The sequence below is a fragment of the Pseudomonas sp. B21-054 genome (assembly GCF_026016345.1).
Classification (GTDB): domain Bacteria; phylum Pseudomonadota; class Gammaproteobacteria; order Pseudomonadales; family Pseudomonadaceae; genus Aquipseudomonas.
Genome location: NZ_CP087204.1, coordinates 57,125 through 73,117, shown reverse-complemented (window position 1 = coordinate 73,117; position 15,993 = coordinate 57,125). Strand labels below are relative to the sequence as shown.

Genomic DNA, 15,993 nt, shown 5'->3' with positions numbered 1-15,993 from the left:
GACATTGCTGCGATTGAGCATGTAGCGCCCATCTTTTGGGGTAAAGCCCATGCAAGGTAATGACTAGGATAAGCACAGCTTATGTATGAAGCCTTGGGTGACCTGTCCCTGGACCTGTTCCGCGCCTTTGAAGCCGCAGCCCGCCATCGCAGCTTTACGGCGGCGGCGGTTGAGCTGGGCACCACGCAACCGGCTATCAGCCAGCAGATCAAACGCCTGGAAGAACAACTCGGTACACGGTTGTTCGATCGCATCTACCGCGGCATCGAAATGACCGAGGCCGGGACGATCCTGTTCGAACAGGTGCAGGCCGGTTTGCAGAGCATCGACGCCGGATTGCACGCGATCACCGCCCAGCATCAGCATGAGGTGCTGCAGGTGGCCACGGACTTCGCCTTCGCCGCCTATTGGCTGATGCCGCGACTGCATCGGTTTCACGCCGCCAACCCACAAGTGGACGTTAGCCTGGTAACCAGCGAGCGCAACCACAACATGCTGCGCACGGATATCGACGTTGCCGTACTGTTCGGCGACGGACGCTTCAAACAAGGCGAAAGTCATTGGCTTTTCAGCGAAGAAGTTTTTCCGGTGTGCAGCCCGCTGTTGCTTAAGGAACGTCCCCTGCCCTTGCCCGCCCAAGCCTTGTCGGAACTGCCCCTGCTGCACCTGCGCGGAGAAAACAGCAGCAACTGGTTCGACTGGAGTGGCGTATTCCGTGAGCTGGGCATCACCTCGCCGCCGGCGCCCGGACAGCTGCGGTTCGACAACTACACCTTGCTGATCCAGGCCGCGATTGGCGGCCAGGGCGTGGCGATCGGCTGGCGTCACCTTGTGGATAACTTGCTGGCGCAAGGCCTCTTGTGCCGGCCCATCGCTGAAACGGTGTTGTCGCGGCTGGGGTATTACGTGGTCTTGCCCCAGCGTAAGCGACGCGGGGTGTTGATCCGACAGTTTGTGGATTGGCTGACGGAAGAACAGGCCAACAGTGCTGAATCGCTTACGGGGTTGCCGTTGCCTTCGATTGCGGTTTGAGTGAGTGGCGAGGGTGCTAGCTGTTTTCTTGAGGAAGCTGCTTCGCAGCCCAGCGGGAGCAAGCTCCCTCGCCAAAGGGGGGGATGCCGACAGCTAGTTGGCCGCTACGAAGCTGACGTGCTCGCCGATGTGCAGGTTCAGGCGCAGTTCGTCGGCGATGCCCACCGCCACCCGGTTAAGTCGTTCCAGGGATTCAGCCATGCCCGGTTCCAGGCTGGTGCTGACCTGGCTGAAATGCTCGATGCCCAGGCCCGGAGCAGCATAGGGGGCATTGACCAGGGTCCATTGCAAGCGGCTGTTTTTCAAGGCATCGAGGACTTCCTCGGCGGCATGGCGTTGCAGATCATCGTCCGACGGTTCTTCATCGAGCACCGCAAAATCACCCACCAAAAACAACCGGGGGACGCTCACCGCCTCCATGCCGGCGATCAATGCATCCACGGCCAACACCTGCTCCACGGGGCCTGGAATGAGCGTGCGTTCTACCTGCTCGCTGTTCATCGGCAATCCCGGCGCGTTCAGCAGGCACACCACGGCGCTGGCGCCGGCCACGCTTTGCTTGACCCGTTCCGGGTCATAGAGATCTCCGGTCTTGGTCCGCAGGCCCGGGCGTGGCGCCAGGGCCGTGAGATCATCGAGAATGGCAATGACTTCATGCTGGCGCCGCAGCATTTCAGCCATCAACGCACTGCCAAGGCTGCTCATGGCACCATAGAGCACCACTTTGACGGCCGGGGTTTCGGCATTTTTCATGGCTGGTTTCCCTTTTTATCCGCGTGTAAGGCCTCTGACCCGCGGAAAACGGCGAGGGTTCGGCCTCTTTCTCAAGGAGCGACAGATGCAGCGGATCAAGGGCTACCACGCCCACGTGTATTTCGACGCCAGTACGCTCGATCAGGCGCGGACGCTGTGCGAAGAAGCGGCGCAACTGTTCCCGTTGAAGATGGGCCGCGTCCACCAACGCCCGGTCGGCCCGCATCCGGATTGGAGCTGTCAGTTGGCGTTCGATCCGCAGTACATCGGCGTGGTCCTGCCGTGGTTGGCGCTCAATCGCAAAGGCCTGGTGATTTTCCTGCACCCGGACACCGGCGATGACCTGACGGACCACACCGAGCATGCGATCTGGATGGGCGCGATGCGACCGTTGGATCTTTCTGTATTTACAGCAAAACCCTGATTGCTTCTGTGGCGAGGGGATTTATCCCCGCTGGCCTGCGCAGCAGGCCCATAGGGACAGAATGCACTCTCCAGATATTGCAGGATGACGGGTTTCAGGGCCGCTTCGCGCCCCAGCGGGGATAAATCCCCTCGCCACAGGAGTGCTTGCTTGCCAGGTCATCATCTGCGACTCGTCGCCCATTTCCCCTGCGAAAGCTTGCTGAAAGCTAGCGCGATTAGGATCGCCCCCACTACCGGCAAAAGACCGGTGGCCAGAAGCGAGTTTTTTCATGGCTCGCTTGGCCCTTTTAACAACAACAATGGTGATTCTGATGTCCCCTGCTTCCCACTCCGTCGCACCCACTCCATCCGTCCGTCCCGAGCCCTGCATCCTGCGCTGACCTGTCCGGTTCGCCTTTGCCCGCCGCGCCACGCCTGGAGTATTTCCTATGCTGACTTTCCTTGGCTTCGCCATGGTCATCACGTTCATGTTCCTGATCATGACCAAGCGCCTGTCCGCGCTGATCGCCCTGATCATCATCCCGATCCTGTTCGCCCTGTTCGGTGGCTTTGCGCCGAAGATCGGCCCGATGATGCTCGAAGGCATCACCAAGCTCGCCCCGACCGGGGTGATGCTGATGTTCGCGATTCTTTATTTTGCCCTGATGATCGACTCCGGCCTGTTCGACCCGGCCGTGCGCAAGATCCTCAAGCTGGTCAAGGGCGACCCCTTGAAAGTTTCGGTCGGTACCGCCGTTCTGGCGCTCGTCGTCTCCCTCGATGGTGACGGCGCGACCACTTACATGATCTGCGTGGCTGCGATGCTGCCGCTCTACAGCCGCATCGGCATGAGCCCACGCATCATGGCTGGCCTGATCATTCTCGCCGGTGGCGTGATGAACATGACCCCCTGGGGCGGCCCGACTGCCCGGGCGGCCAGTGCGCTGCATGTCGATCCATCCGACATCTTCGTGCCAATGATTCCTGCGATGTTGGCCGGTGTGGTGGCGATCCTGGCGATTTCCTACATGTACGGTAAACGCGAGCGCGCTCGCCTGGGTGAATTGCACCTGGCGGGTGATGACATCGACCACAGCGAAATCAGCGTTTCCCAGTTCCCGGACGCCCGTCGTCCGAAGCTGATCTGGTTCAACGGCGCGTTGACCCTGGCCCTGATGTGCACCCTGATCGCCGGCCTGTTGCCGCTGCCGGTGTTGTTCATGGTGGCCTTCAGTATCGCGATGATCGTCAACTACCCGTGCCTGCAACAGCAGAAGGACCGCGTCGCGGCACACGCCGGCAGTGTGTTGGCGGTGGTCGGGCTGATTTTCGCGGCGGGTATCTTCACCGGCATCCTGTCCGGTACTGGCATGGTCGACGCCATGTCCAAGAGCCTGCTGGCGGTGATTCCGGATTTCCTCGGCCCGTACCTGGCGGTGATCACCGCCCTGGCGAGCATGCCGTTCACTTTCTTCATGTCTAACGATGCATTTTATTACGGGGTGTTACCGGTTCTCGCCGAAGCGGCCAGCCATTACGGCATCACCGCCGTTGAAATGGCACGTGCCTCGATCGTCGGCCAGCCCGTCCACCTGTTGAGCCCGCTGGTTCCGTCCACTTACCTGCTGGTGGCGCTGGCCGGGATCGAGTTCGGCGATCACCAGCGCTTCACCCTGAAGTGGGCAGTTTTGGTTTGCCTGTGCATAATGTTCGCCGCGTTGCTGATGGGGATTTTTCCGCTGTTCAGCACTCTATAAAAGCAATGCCCGCTGCGTCGCCCCAGGTGACGCGGCTTAACACTCGCTCAAAGGAACTCACATGGAATGGCTGACCAACCCGGAAATCTGGGTTGCCTTCTTTACCCTGACCGCCCTGGAAATCGTTCTGGGCATCGATAACATCATCATGATCTCGATCCTGGTCAGCCGCATGCCCAAGCACATGCAGGCGCGCACCCGGATTTTCGGCCTGGCGCTGGCCATGATCACGCGGATCCTGTTGCTGCTGTCCATCACGTGGGTCATGCGCCTGACCAACGACCTGTTCGAAGTGTTCGGCCAGGGCATCTCCGGTCGTGACCTGATCCTGTTCTTCGGTGGCCTGTTCCTGCTGTGGAAAAGCTCCCAGGAGATGTACCACGCGCTGGAAGGCGAAGATGAAACCAACGAGGAGCCTTCGGGCAAGGGCGGCAATTTCATCTACACCATCATCCAGATCGCGATCATCGACATCGTGTTCTCCCTGGACTCGGTCATCACCGCTGTCGGCATGGTTTCCCATGTACCGGTGATGGTGGCGGCAATCATCGTCGCCGTGCTGGTGATGATGCTGGCCTCGGGCACCATCAGTGAGTTCATCGACAAGCACCCGTCGCTGAAGATGCTGGCGCTGTCGTTCCTGCTCGTAGTCGGTACCGTGCTGATCGCCGAGTCGTTCGACGTGCACGTGCCAAAAGGCTACGTCTACTTCGCCATGGCGTTCTCCCTGGCGGTGGAAGCGGTCAACATCAAGATGCGTACCGCCATGGCGCGCAAGCGCAAGCAGCAGGATCCGGTGAAACTGCGTAAGGATGTTCCGGGCCAGTAATGGCGTGGGGCATTTGAATGAAGGGGCTCTTTTGGGCCCCTTTTTTCATGCCCGCAGGAAAGTGGCCGAATGCAAACCCTGTGGGAGCGGGCTTGCCCGCGAAGGCGGTGGATCAGATGGCCTTAACGTGACTGACCTACCGCTTTCGCGAGCAAGCCCGCTCCCACAGGATCTCTGTCGTCCTGGATGATCGATTTTTATGACAGTTTTGTTTCAAACCCATCTTTAGCTGTGCAATGCTGGCGCTCGAACCATTAGCCAACTACAGCTTAAGTACATACCTAAAAATGATGTGGCACTGTCACTTTGTCCCTTTGGGACGCTAACAGGGGGCTCCTCATGCTGACCCTGCTGAATCTACTCTCCGCCGTGGCCCTGCTGATCTGGGGCACGCACATCGTCCGCACCGGCATTTTGCGGGTCTATGGCTCGAACCTGCGCCATGTCATCGGCCAGAACATGTCCAAGCGCTGGCTGGCGTTCGTCGCCGGCATCATGGTCACGGCCATGGTCCAGAGCAGCAATGCCACGGCCATGCTCGTCACCTCGTTCGTCGGCCAGGGCCTGATGGCGCTGACCCCTGCCCTGGCAACCATGCTCGGCGCCGATGTCGGTACCGCGCTGATGGCGCGGGTGCTGACCCTGGACCTTTCGTGGCTGTCGCCACTGCTGATTTTTCTCGGAGTGATTTTTTTCCTCTCGCGCAAACAGACCCGCGTCGGGCAAATGGGTCGGGTCAGCATTGGCCTGGGCCTGATCATCCTGGCGTTGCAATTGATCGTCGAAGCCGCCGCGCCCATCACCCAGGCCCAGGGCGTGAAGGTGATTTTCGCCTCGCTGACCGGCGACATCCTGCTCGACGCGCTGGTGGGTGCGCTGTTCGCGATGATTTCCTATTCCAGCCTGGCCGCCGTGCTGCTGACCGCGACACTGGCCGGTGCCGGGGTGATCAGCCTGCCGGTGGCCATCGGCCTGGTGATCGGCGCCAACATCGGCAGCGGCATACTGGCCTTTCTCAGCACCAGCATGCAGAACGCCGCCGGGCGTCAGGTGGCACTGGGCAGCCTGCTGTACAAGCTGATCGGCCTGTTGCTGATCATTCCGGTACTCGATCCGCTGGTGGGCTGGCTGGACAGCCTGGATTTCAGTCCCCAGGAAACGGTCATTGGTTTTCACCTGCTCTACAACTCCGTGCGTTGCCTGGTGCTGTTGCCCAGCGTTGCACCGATGGCCCGGCTCTGTGCCTGGCTGCTGCCGGAGCGTCCGGACCTCAACGGCACGGCCAAGCCCCGGCACCTGGACCTCGCCGCCCTCCCCACGCCGAGCCTGGCGCTGGCCAATGCCGCCCGGGAAACCCTGCGCATCGGCGACCTGATCGAAAACATGCTCGAAGCCATGCTGGACGTGCTGCGCGGTCAGCAGACAGCGGTCACCCAGGAAGTACGGCGCATGAGCGATGACGTCGAGGCGTTGTGCAGCAGCATCAAGTTGTACATGGCGCAAATGCCCCGGGAGGACCTCAGCGAACAGGACAGCCGCCGCTGGGCGGAAATCATCGAGCTGGCGATCAACCTGAAGCTGGCCAGCGACCTCATCGAGCGCATGTTGCGCAAGGTGCAGCAGCAGAAAACCTCCCAACGCCGTTCATTTTCCGACGTGGGTCTGGAAGAACTGGCCGGGCTGCACAGCCATTTGATCGCCAACCTTCGGCTGGGGCTGTCGGTGTTTCTCAGTGCCGATCGGGAAAGCGCCCGTCAGTTGCTGCGGGAGAAACGGCGCTTTCGTGCGCAGGAACGGCGAATGGCCCATGCCCACGTCAGCCGGCTACAGCGCAAAGTCGTGCAAAGCCTTGAGACCAGCTCCCTGCACCTGGAACTGATCGCCGACATGCGGCGCCTCAATTCGCTGTTCTGCGGCAGCGCCTACGTTGTATTGGAAACCTCCGAGATCGGCGCGCTGGCGGCGGATGAAATTTCCGACATCACCCATTCGCCGTGAACGACTGGCGCATTGACCAGTCAGTAACAATGGCTTGGGTTTAAAGCCATTCGCGAGCCAGCCAGCTCCCACCGTGTCATCCAGCCAACCGATTCAAGGTGGGAACACGCTCGCTTGCGATAACGGCCTGCCCGGCACATGGACCCCACTTAGCCGCCAGGAAGCCCGTTATGCGTTGTCTGTTGTTCGCCTTTCTTTTGCTCGGCTCGCTGCCTGCGGTAGCCCAGGATCGATTCCAGGTCGAGGGTTATGCGTTGCCCAACGGCCTGCAACTGCTGCTCAAGCCCGGCAGCGAACGCGGGCATGTGGCGATCCGGCTGGTGGTCGGCGTGGGCCTGGACGATTTCAGCTGCGCCGACAAGGAACTGCCGCATCTGCTCGAGCATTTGCTATTCAGTGGTGTCGATGAGGGCGGCGAAGGCGGCCTGGAAGAACGCATGCAGGCATTGGGCGGTGAGTGGAACGCCTTCACGAGCAATGCCGACACCACGTTTGTCATCGAAGCGCCGGCGCGCAATCAACGCAAGATCCTCGACCTGCTGCTGGCGCTGCTGACCCGCACCCGCATCGACGACAAAGCCCTGGAGGCAGCCAAGCGGGTGGTCGAACGCGAAGACGGCGGCCATTACACTCATCTGCAGCGCTGGCTCGACCAGCAGGACCTGAGCCATAAGGCCAGCAATCAACTGGCAGTGGAATTGGGCCTGCGTTGCGCGGAACGGGCCGAGGTCGAACGCCTCACCCTCGCCAAGATCGAGCAGGCGCGCGAGGCCTGGTATGCGCCGAACAACATGACGCTGATTGTGGTCGGCGATCTTGACCGCTTGCTGCCGGCCTATCTGGAGCGCACCTTTGGCGCGCTCGAGCCGGTCGAACCCAGCGTGCACGAGCCGCTGCCGCAGATCCGCTACAGCGCGGTCACCAAGCGCAACCTCATTCGTGGCCTGGTCGGCAATGGCGCCAAGCTTCACTGGCTATTTCCGGAGCCGGTGCTGGAGCAACAACACGACGAAACCTTCGACCTGCTCAAGGATTACCTGGACTGGGCGCTCTATCGCCAGTTGCGCCTGGCCCGCGGCCTGTCCTATGGGCCGTGGGTGGAACGGGAAGTGTTCGGCGGCGTCGGCTTCTTCAGCCTGAACGCGGACCTGGCCCGCGAAGACCTGCCGCAAGCCGAACAAGCCCTCGAAGAGCTGCGCAGTACGTTGCTCAAGGACGGCCTGGACCCCGACAGCTTCATGCGCATCAAACGAGCGGCCATCGCGCATCAGACCTGGGCGGTTCAAGGTAACAGTGCCTTGGCCGATTACTATTGGGGAGCCCTGGGCGATTATGAAGACGGCCGCTTCGCCAACCCGGCCGTGCGTTTGCAGGGGGTGAGCCTGGAGCAGGCCAACCAGGCCCTGCGCGAGCTGCTCAAGGACCCGGGTTATCTGCGCATCGAGAAGCCTTTGCTCAGCGATGACGAGCTCGTTTGGGGGCTGGTCGGTGTGCTGGGGTTGTTGTTGCTGGGATTGGTGGTCTGGCAAGTGCGTCGCCGGGCCAGACCGAGCGAAGAATGATTTTGCGATAAGCGCCTTTGTGGCGAGGGGATTTATCCCCGTTCGACTGCGAAGCAGTCGCTATCAAGGGCGGCTCGATTTTACTTAGTGGGGCTGCTTCGTAGCCCAGCGGGGATAAATCCCCTCGCCACAAAAGCATGCTCGTTACATCAAAGCATGCTCGTCACACCGTTGGCCTGGCGATATTCTGTCAGGGATATTTCCTACGACTTACTGTGAAACCACCTAATGCAGAACCTGACCGTCTACATCCAGCGCCTCCTTGAGTTGATGAAGCGCTATCCAGGGGTCATTGCGCTGGGTGGTTTCATCTCCGGGCTCGGCAGCTTCATGCTGGTGGACCGCCAGCAGGGCCTGGCGACCTGGATTGCCATCATGATGCTGGTGAGCTGGCTCTGGCTGATGGTCGAGAACAGCATGACCCGGCTGTTCACACGGATCTTCAAGCGGGAAATCCCCCAGCCGCTGTTGCGTTACGCCACGCAGATGATTCACCAGGAAAGCCTGTTTTTCGTCCTGCCGTTTTTCTTCATCACCACCACCTGGAACAGCAGCCAGCTGATTTTCACCGGCCTGCTCGGGGCGGCGGCGCTGATCTCGATCATTGATCCGTTGTACTACAAATGGCTGGCGCCCCGGCGCTGGGCGTTCCTGGCGCTGCATACGCTGACACTGTTCGCCGCCCTGCTCACCGCGTTGCCGGTCATCCTGCACCTGACCACCGACCAGAGCTTCAAGCTGGCCCTGGGCATCGCCATGCTGCTGTCGTTTCCGAGCCTGGCCTCGATCTTTCCGATCCGCACCGTGCGTAACGCCCTGGCCATTTTGTGTATCACCGTCGGGATTGGCGCCGCCGGCTGGGTGCTGCGCTCCTGGGTTCCGCCGGCCACGCTGTGGATGACCGAAGTGGCGATCAGCACTCAACTGGAAGACCGCACGCCCGGCGCCAGCCTCAAGGAAGTCAGCGCCGCCCAGATTCGCAACAACGGGCTGTACGCCTACACGGCTATCAACGCGCCACGGGGGCTCGATGAGCGGATCTACCATGTCTGGCAGTTCAACGGCAAAGAAGTGGACCGCATCGCCCTGGACATTCATGGCGGGCGCAAGGAAGGCTATCGCGCCTGGACCCACAAGCAGAACTTCCCAGACGATCCGACGGGCAAGTGGCAGGTGCGGGTGCTGACGGAAAATGGCCAGATGATCGGTGTGCTGCGTTTCAAGGTGAGCGCCGGCGCAGCCGAAGCAAAATGATGGCGATTGTGCTATCAGGTAGCGCTGTTCAAGCCGAACGAGCATGGAGCTTATGATCCCTAGCCCCCACACTGGCAGTGCCCGACTCGATACGTCTCGCTCTCCGGCGCAGCTATGGATCAGCGGCGACTGGACGCTGGCCCATTACACCCAGCTCAAGCGCTTGAGCGAATCGCTGCGCGGCCAGTACGACGAGCACACCCAAATCGACCTCAACGGCCTCGGCGCACTCGATACCGCAGGGGCCTCGTTGCTGGTGGAACTGCTGGGTTCCGAACGACTGGGCAAGACCACCGAGCACCCCGATTGCCGCTTGCCAGCCGCCGAGCGAGCGCTGCTACAGACCGTCTACCGTTCACTGACGGACTTCTGCGTACCGGTCAAAGAGCCGACCGTGAGCGTCGTGACTCAGTTGCTGACCCGCATCGGACGCGCCGTGGAAACGGTCTACCAAGACACCCTGCAATTGCTGGGCTTTGTCGGCTTGATCCTGGAAACCCTGGCCCGCAATCTGTTTCGCCCCAAACGCTGGCGCTTGACCCCCATGGTTGTTCATATCGAGCAGACCGGCCTGGACGCGGCCCCCATCGTCGCCTTGCTGACATTCCTGGTGGGCGCGGTGGTGGCCTTCCTCGGGGCGACAGTGCTGGCCGATTTCGGCGCCAGTATCTTTACCGTGGACCTGGTGGCGTTCTCGTTCCTGCGCGAATTCGGCGTGTTGCTGACGGCGATCCTCATGGCGGGCCGCACCGCCAGCGCATTCACCGCGCAAATCGGCTCGATGAAGGCCAACGAAGAAATCGATGCGATCCGCACCCTTGGCCTCGATCCCGTCGAGTTGCTGGTGGTGCCACGGGTGCTGGCGCTGTTGGTGGCGTTGCCCATGCTGACCTTCGTCGCCATGCTCTCGGGCATTGTCGGCGGCGGTGTCGTGTGCGCCCTGTCATTGGGTATTTCCCCGGCCATGTTCCTGACGCTGTTGCAGTCGGACATCGGCGTGCAGCATTTCGTGGTGGGGATGGTCAAGGCGCCGATCTTCGCCTTTCTGATCGCCGCCGTGGGTTGCCTGGAAGGCTTCAAGGTCAGCGGCAGCGCCGAATCGGTCGGGGCCCACACCACGTCCAGCGTGGTGCAGTCGATTTTCGTGGTGATTGTGCTGGATGCCGTGGCGGCAATGTTTTTCATGGAGATGGGCTGGTGAGTCGACCTTCCAGAGCGCCCACCGAGGCGGTCATTCAGGTGCGTGACTTGTGCAACCGCTTTGGCCGCCAAAGCGTGCACGAAAACCTCGACCTGGACGTGTACAAAGGCGAGATCCTCGCCGTGGTCGGCGGTTCCGGCAGCGGTAAATCGGTGCTGCTGCGCAGCATCGTCGGTTTGAACCAGCCCAGCGAGGGCTCGGTGCGGGTGTTCGGCCAGGACTTGCCAAGCCTGCCTCAGGAGCAACGTTCACGGATCGAGCGGCGCTTTGGTGTGCTGTTCCAGAAAGGCGCGCTGTTTTCGTCCCTGACCGTGACCGAAAACGTCGCCCTGCCCCTGATCGAACACGCCGGTCTCAGCCGGGCCGATGCCGAACACCTGGCGGCGGTGAAACTCGCCCTGGCCGGGCTGCCGCTCTCGGCCGCGGACAAGTACCCCGCCTCGCTGTCCGGCGGCATGATCAAGCGCGCCGCCCTCGCCCGTGCGCTGGCCCTGGACCCGGACATCCTGTTTCTCGACGAACCTACCGCCGGCCTCGACCCCATCGGCGCGGCGGCGTTCGACCAGTTGATCCTGACGCTGCGCGACGCCCTGGGCCTGAGCGTATTCCTGGTCACCCACGACCTGGACACGCTCTACACCATCACCGACCGGGTGGCGGTACTGGCGCAGAAAAAAGTCCTGGTGGCCGACGTCATCGACAAGGTGTCGGAAACCGACGATGCCTGGATTCACGAATACTTCCATGGCCCTCGCGGTCGCGCGGCGTTATCGGCCGCTACACAATTGAATGAGGTCTGACATGGAAACCCGAGCCCATCATGTATTGATCGGCCTGTTCACCGTGATCGTGGTGGTCGGCGCCTTGCTGTTTGGCCTGTGGCTGGCCAAGTCCAGCGTGGACAGCGAGTTCAAGTATTACGAAGTGGTGTTCAACGAAGCGGTCAGCGGCTTGTCCAGGGGCAGCTCGGTGGAATACAGCGGCATCAAGGTCGGCGACGTGGTCAATCTGCGCCTGGACCCGAACGACCCGCGCCGGGTGCTGGCGCGGGTGCGCTTGAGCGGTGAGACACCGATCAAGCAAGACACCCAGGCCAAGTTGGCACTGACCGGCATCACCGGCACCTCGATCATCCAGCTCAGCGGCGGCACGCCCCAGAGCCCGCCATTGACCGGGCACGACGGCGAACCGCCGGTGATCATCGCCGCGCCCTCGCCGATCGCCCGCCTGTTGAACAACAGCGATGACTTGATGACCAGCATCAACCTGCTGCTGCACAACGCCAACGAGGTGTTTTCCTCGGATAACGTCCAGCGCTTGAGCAATACCCTCGATCATCTGGAACAAACCACCGGGGTCATCGCCGATCAGCGTGGCGATATTCGCCAGGCCATGCAGCAATTGGCGTCCGTCGGCAAACAGGCCAGCGCCACGCTGGAGCAGACCACGGCGTTGATGCGCAATGCCAATGGACTGCTCAACGACCAGGGCAAACAGGCGTTCGGCAGTGCCGGGCAGGCCATGCAATCCCTGGCGCGCAGCACGGCAACCCTCGACAAACTGCTGAACGACAATCGCGACTCGCTGAACAACGGCATGCAGGGGCTCAATGCCCTGGCACCCGCCGTGCGTGAGCTGCGCGAGACCCTGAGTGCCCTGCGCGGTATATCCCGACGCCTGGATGCCAACCCCAGCGGCTATTTGCTGGGCAATGACAAGGACAAGGAGTTCACGCCATGAAGCCCTTCCATCGATTCGTCTGCCCGGGCCTGGTGCTGACGGGGGCTATCCTGCTGGCGGGTTGTTCGATCCTGCCCAAGGCCGAGCCCTCGGACATCTATCGCCTGCCCGCCGCCCAGGCGCCGGCCTCCGCCGGCACGCCGGTGAGCTGGTCGTTGCGCCTGGCCAGCCCGCAGGCCAGCGAAGTGCTCAACAGCCCGAAAATCGCGGTCATTCCCCAAGGTAATCTGTTCAGCAGCTACGCCGCCTCGCGCTGGAGCGACCCTGCCCCGGTGTTACTGCGCAACCGCCTGCTCGACGGCTTTGCTCAGGACGGACGGGTCAAACTGCTGAGTGTCGCCGACAGCAACCTGCAAGCCGACCTGGAGCTGGGCGGGCAATTGCAGGCGTTCCAGACCGAATACCAGGGCAGCGCCGCCAGCGTGGTGGTTCGCCTGGACGCGTTGCTGGTGCGGGGGTTCGACCAGCGCATCCTGGCCAGCCGCCGTTTCGAAGTGCGCCAGCCATTGAATGACGTGAAGGTGCCGGCGGTGGTGGACGGCTTTGGCCGAGCCAGCGACCGGCTGAGCGCCGAGGTGGTGAACTGGACGTTGGAACAGGGCCAGCGTTTCGCAACGCCGGCCCCCTGAAGGCCTCAGCCAAAGAACCAGTAGCAGACCCCGATCGCCGACAGGACGCCCGCCAGTTCGGCCAACAGCGCGCAACCCACGGCGTGGCGCGCCCGCTGGATGCCGACGGCGCCGAAATACACCGCCAGCACATAGAACGTGGTCTCGGTGCTGCCCTGGATAGTCGCCGCCACCAGCGCCGGGAAGCTGTCCACGCCGGAGGTTTTCATGGTCTCGATCAGCATCGCCCGGGCGGCGCTGCCGGAGAACGGCTTGACCATGGCGGTCGGCAAGGCATCGACGAAGCGTGTATCCCAGCCGGCCCACTCCACCAGGTGGCGAATGCCGTCGAGGCCGAAATCCAGCGCCCCCGAGGCCCGCAACACGCCAACCGCGCAGAGCATCGCCACCAGGTATGGCAGCAACGTCTTGGCGACGTCGAAGCCCTCCTTGGCGCCTTCGATGAAGGCTTCATACACCTTGACCTTGCGCAGGGCCCCCACCACCAGAAACATAATGATCAGGCCGAACAGCGTCAGGTTGCCCAGGATCGATGACAGCCCCGCCAGGGCCGTGGCCGAGAGCGTTGCCAGCAGCGCCATGAAGCCGCCCAGTACCAACGCCCCCGGAATCAGATAGGCCAGCACCACCGGGTCCCACAGCCGCAGGCGCTGCATGAACGCGACCGACAGCAGCCCCACCAGGGTCGAGCCGCTGGTGGCGAGCAGGATCGGCAGGAACACCAGGGTCGGGTCCGGCGCGCCTTGTTGGGCGCGGTACATGAAGATCGTCACCGGCAGCAGCGTCAGCGACGAGGCGTTGAGCACCAGGAACAGGATCTGCGCATTGCTGGCGATGGTCGCGCTGGGGTTGAGGTCCTGCAGGGCGCGCATGGCTTTCAGGCCGATGGGGGTGGCTGCGTTGTCCAGCCCCAGGCCGTTGGCGGCAAAGTTGAGGGTAATCAGGCCGATGGCCGGATGCCCGGCCGGTACTTCGGGCATCAAGCGCAGAAACAGCGGGCCGAGGGCCTTGGCCAGCCAGTCGACGATGCCGGCTTTTTCGGCGATCCGCAGGAATCCCAGCCAGAGGGTCAAGGTGCCGAACAGCAGGACCATGACTTCCACCGACAGCTTGGCCATGGCGAAAATGCTTTCGACCATGGCTGCGAAGATCCCGGCGTTGCCGCCGATCAGCCACTGCGCCAGCGCCGACACGGCTGCCACGATAAAGAAGCCAAGCCACAGGCCATTGAGCATTGGTTAAATCCCCCGGAAGATGCGGCGAATGATAGCGGGGCTGGCAGAAACGACAAACCCCGGATTTCTCCGGGGTTTGCTAGTCACTGCGCAGCGCCCTGTGGGAGCGAGCTTGCTCGCGATTGCGGTGTGTCAGCCAACATCAATACTGACTGAGCCGACGCCATCGCGAGCAAGCTCGCTCCCACAAGGGATAGGCGCATCAATGGCTGGAGGGTTCCCCTGCCGGCAACGGCTCTTTGCTGCGCCAGTGCGGCAGGGAGTTCCAGTAGCGCTGGCCCTTGGCATCGTCGTACATGCCTTCCCAGCGGGAGATGACCAGCACGGCCAGGGCGTTGCCGATGACGTTCAGCGCGGTACGGGCCATGTCCATGATGCGGTCGACACCGGCAATGAAGGCCAGGCCTTCCAGCGGAATGCCCACGCTGCCCAAGGTCGCCAGCAGCACCACGAACGACACGCCCGGCACACCGGCAATGCCTTTGGAGGTGACCATCAAGGTCAGCACCAGCAGCAATTGCTGGCTGATGGACAGGTCGATGCCGTACAGCTGGGCGATGAAAATCGCCGCGATGCTCTGGTACAGAGTCGAACCGTCGAGGTTGAACGAATAACCGGTGGGCACCACGAAGCTGCAGATGGCTTTCGGCGCGCCGTAGGCTTCCATCTTCTCGATCACGCGTGGCAGCACGGTTTCGGAACTGGCGGTGGAATAGGCCAGCACCAGCTCATCCTTGAAGATGCGCATCAGCTTGAGCACCGAGAAGCCGAACAGGCGGGCAATCAGGCCCAGCACCACGAAGGCGAAGAAGGCGATGGCGACGTAAACCAGGATCACCAGCTTCGCCAACGGCAGCAGCGAGGCGAAACCGAAGTTGGCGACGGTCACCGCGATCAGGGCGAACACGCCGATGGGGGCGTATTGCATGATCATGTGGGTGACCTTGAACATGCTTTCCGACACGCCCTGGAACATTTTCACCAGCGGTTCGCGCAGGTCCGATTGCAGGCTGGACAGACCCAGGCCGAACAGTACGGAGAAGAAAATGATCGGCAGCATCTCGCCACGGGCAACCGCTGCGAAGATGTTCGACGGGATCAGGTTGAGGATGGTCTCAATGAACGCATGCTCATGCTGGACTTCGGCGGCGGTGGCCTGGTACTTGGAAATATCCACCGTGCCCAGGGTGCTCATGTCGATGCCGCTGCCCGGCTGGAAGAAGTTGGCCAGCAACAGGCCGACGACGATGGCGATGGTGGTGACGATTTCGAAGTAAAGAATGGTCTTCAGACCGATACGCCCAAGTTTCTTGGCGTCACCGACCCCGGCAATACCGACGATCAGCGAGGAAATCACGATCGGAATCACGATCATCTTGATCAGACGGATAAAGATATCGCCCGCCGGTTGCAGCACGTTGCTGATCCACCAGGCCTTCTCGGCGCTGAAATGGTTGAGCAGCGCGCCCAGTGCAATCCCGAGCACCAGACCGATGAGGATCTGCCAAGCGAGGCTTAGTCTTGCCTTCTTCATATCATTACCCTTACTTCAGTTGGACTGGGGCAGTTGCACGAACCGAAACGCCAACGGCGATCCG

The 15,993-nt window shown here is 61.9% G+C and carries 14 protein-coding genes; 11 read left to right on the top strand and 3 right to left on the bottom strand.

What is annotated here, in order from left to right:
- The first annotated feature begins 81 nt into the window (after positions 1–81).
- Positions 82–1,032, top strand: coding sequence for a choline sulfate utilization transcriptional regulator (locus LOY70_RS00330; protein ID WP_265032391.1), 951 nt, complete (start codon positions 82–84; stop codon positions 1,030–1,032).
- 93 nt (positions 1,033–1,125) lie between these two features.
- Here the strand turns inward: LOY70_RS00330 and LOY70_RS00325 are convergent, their stop codons facing one another.
- Entirely contained in the window at positions 1,126–1,785 is a 660-nt protein-coding gene (locus LOY70_RS00325; protein ID WP_265032389.1) for an NAD(P)-dependent oxidoreductase, read from the bottom strand.
- Positions 1,786–1,870: 85 nt separating this feature from the next.
- On the opposite strand from LOY70_RS00325, the gene LOY70_RS00320 reads away from it, so the two are divergent.
- From LOY70_RS00320 to LOY70_RS00275, 10 genes are all read left to right on the top strand, one after another.
- Complete coding sequence (locus LOY70_RS00320) at positions 1,871–2,209, top strand: DOPA 4,5-dioxygenase family protein (protein ID WP_265032387.1); 339 nt, start codon at positions 1,871–1,873, stop codon at positions 2,207–2,209.
- 430 nt (positions 2,210–2,639) lie between these two features.
- Entirely contained in the window at positions 2,640–3,947 is a 1,308-nt protein-coding gene (locus LOY70_RS00315) for a CitMHS family transporter (RefSeq protein ID WP_265032386.1), read from the top strand.
- Between the two features lie 61 nt (positions 3,948–4,008).
- The gene (locus LOY70_RS00310; protein WP_265032384.1) at positions 4,009–4,776 is read left to right on the top strand and encodes a TerC family protein; all 768 of its coding nucleotides are present in this window, start codon (positions 4,009–4,011) and stop codon (positions 4,774–4,776) included.
- A 339-nt stretch (positions 4,777–5,115) separates the two neighbouring features.
- The gene (locus tag LOY70_RS00305) at positions 5,116–6,774 is read left to right on the top strand and encodes a Na/Pi cotransporter family protein (protein ID WP_265032383.1); all 1,659 of its coding nucleotides are present in this window, start codon (positions 5,116–5,118) and stop codon (positions 6,772–6,774) included.
- Positions 6,775–6,944: 170 nt separating this feature from the next.
- The gene (locus LOY70_RS00300; protein ID WP_265032381.1) at positions 6,945–8,336 is read left to right on the top strand and encodes a M16 family metallopeptidase; all 1,392 of its coding nucleotides are present in this window, start codon (positions 6,945–6,947) and stop codon (positions 8,334–8,336) included.
- Between the two features lie 228 nt (positions 8,337–8,564).
- Complete coding sequence (locus LOY70_RS00295; protein ID WP_265032379.1) at positions 8,565–9,590, top strand: DUF2914 domain-containing protein; 1,026 nt, start codon at positions 8,565–8,567, stop codon at positions 9,588–9,590.
- 52 nt (positions 9,591–9,642) lie between these two features.
- On the top strand, positions 9,643–10,791 hold the full coding sequence (locus LOY70_RS00290; RefSeq protein ID WP_265032377.1) for an ABC transporter permease: 1,149 nt from the start codon (positions 9,643–9,645) through the stop codon (positions 10,789–10,791).
- Entirely contained in the window at positions 10,788–11,591 is an 804-nt protein-coding gene (locus tag LOY70_RS00285; RefSeq protein WP_265032376.1) for an ABC transporter ATP-binding protein, read from the top strand. The genes LOY70_RS00290 and LOY70_RS00285 overlap by 4 nt, the downstream gene beginning before the upstream one ends.
- Before the next feature lies 1 nt (position 11,592).
- On the top strand, positions 11,593–12,531 hold the full coding sequence (locus tag LOY70_RS00280) for an MlaD family protein (RefSeq protein ID WP_265032375.1): 939 nt from the start codon (positions 11,593–11,595) through the stop codon (positions 12,529–12,531).
- Complete coding sequence (locus LOY70_RS00275) at positions 12,528–13,160, top strand: ABC-type transport auxiliary lipoprotein family protein (protein WP_265032373.1); 633 nt, start codon at positions 12,528–12,530, stop codon at positions 13,158–13,160. The genes LOY70_RS00280 and LOY70_RS00275 overlap by 4 nt, the downstream gene beginning before the upstream one ends.
- A 5-nt stretch (positions 13,161–13,165) precedes the next feature.
- On the opposite strand, the gene LOY70_RS00270 is transcribed toward LOY70_RS00275, so the two are convergent.
- Both LOY70_RS00270 and gltP read right to left on the bottom strand, forming a co-directional pair.
- Positions 13,166–14,395, bottom strand: a complete 1,230-nt coding sequence (locus LOY70_RS00270; RefSeq protein ID WP_265032372.1) for a nucleoside recognition domain-containing protein — start codon at positions 14,393–14,395, stop codon at positions 13,166–13,168.
- 202 nt (positions 14,396–14,597) lie between these two features.
- Entirely contained in the window at positions 14,598–15,929 is a 1,332-nt protein-coding gene (gltP, locus tag LOY70_RS00265) for a glutamate/aspartate:proton symporter GltP (RefSeq protein WP_265032370.1), read from the bottom strand.
- Positions 15,930–15,993: the final 64 nt, after the last annotated feature.

Coding starts and splice junctions, on each gene's coding strand:
- LOY70_RS00330 (WP_265032391.1), top strand. CDS start 82: ATGTATGAAGCCTTGGGTGACCTGTCCCTGGACCTGTTCCGCGCCTTT.
- LOY70_RS00325 (WP_265032389.1), bottom strand. CDS start 1,785: ATGAAAAATGCCGAAACCCCGGCCGTCAAAGTGGTGCTCTATGGTGCC.
- LOY70_RS00320 (WP_265032387.1), top strand. CDS start 1,871: ATGCAGCGGATCAAGGGCTACCACGCCCACGTGTATTTCGACGCCAGT.
- LOY70_RS00315 (WP_265032386.1), top strand. CDS start 2,640: ATGCTGACTTTCCTTGGCTTCGCCATGGTCATCACGTTCATGTTCCTG.
- LOY70_RS00310 (WP_265032384.1), top strand. CDS start 4,009: ATGGAATGGCTGACCAACCCGGAAATCTGGGTTGCCTTCTTTACCCTG.
- LOY70_RS00305 (WP_265032383.1), top strand. CDS start 5,116: ATGCTGACCCTGCTGAATCTACTCTCCGCCGTGGCCCTGCTGATCTGG.
- LOY70_RS00300 (WP_265032381.1), top strand. CDS start 6,945: ATGCGTTGTCTGTTGTTCGCCTTTCTTTTGCTCGGCTCGCTGCCTGCG.
- LOY70_RS00295 (WP_265032379.1), top strand. CDS start 8,565: ATGCAGAACCTGACCGTCTACATCCAGCGCCTCCTTGAGTTGATGAAG.
- LOY70_RS00290 (WP_265032377.1), top strand. CDS start 9,643: ATGATCCCTAGCCCCCACACTGGCAGTGCCCGACTCGATACGTCTCGC.
- LOY70_RS00280 (WP_265032375.1), top strand. CDS start 11,593: ATGGAAACCCGAGCCCATCATGTATTGATCGGCCTGTTCACCGTGATC.
- LOY70_RS00275 (WP_265032373.1), top strand. CDS start 12,528: ATGAAGCCCTTCCATCGATTCGTCTGCCCGGGCCTGGTGCTGACGGGG.
- LOY70_RS00270 (WP_265032372.1), bottom strand. CDS start 14,395: ATGCTCAATGGCCTGTGGCTTGGCTTCTTTATCGTGGCAGCCGTGTCG.
- gltP (WP_265032370.1), bottom strand. CDS start 15,929: ATGAAGAAGGCAAGACTAAGCCTCGCTTGGCAGATCCTCATCGGTCTG.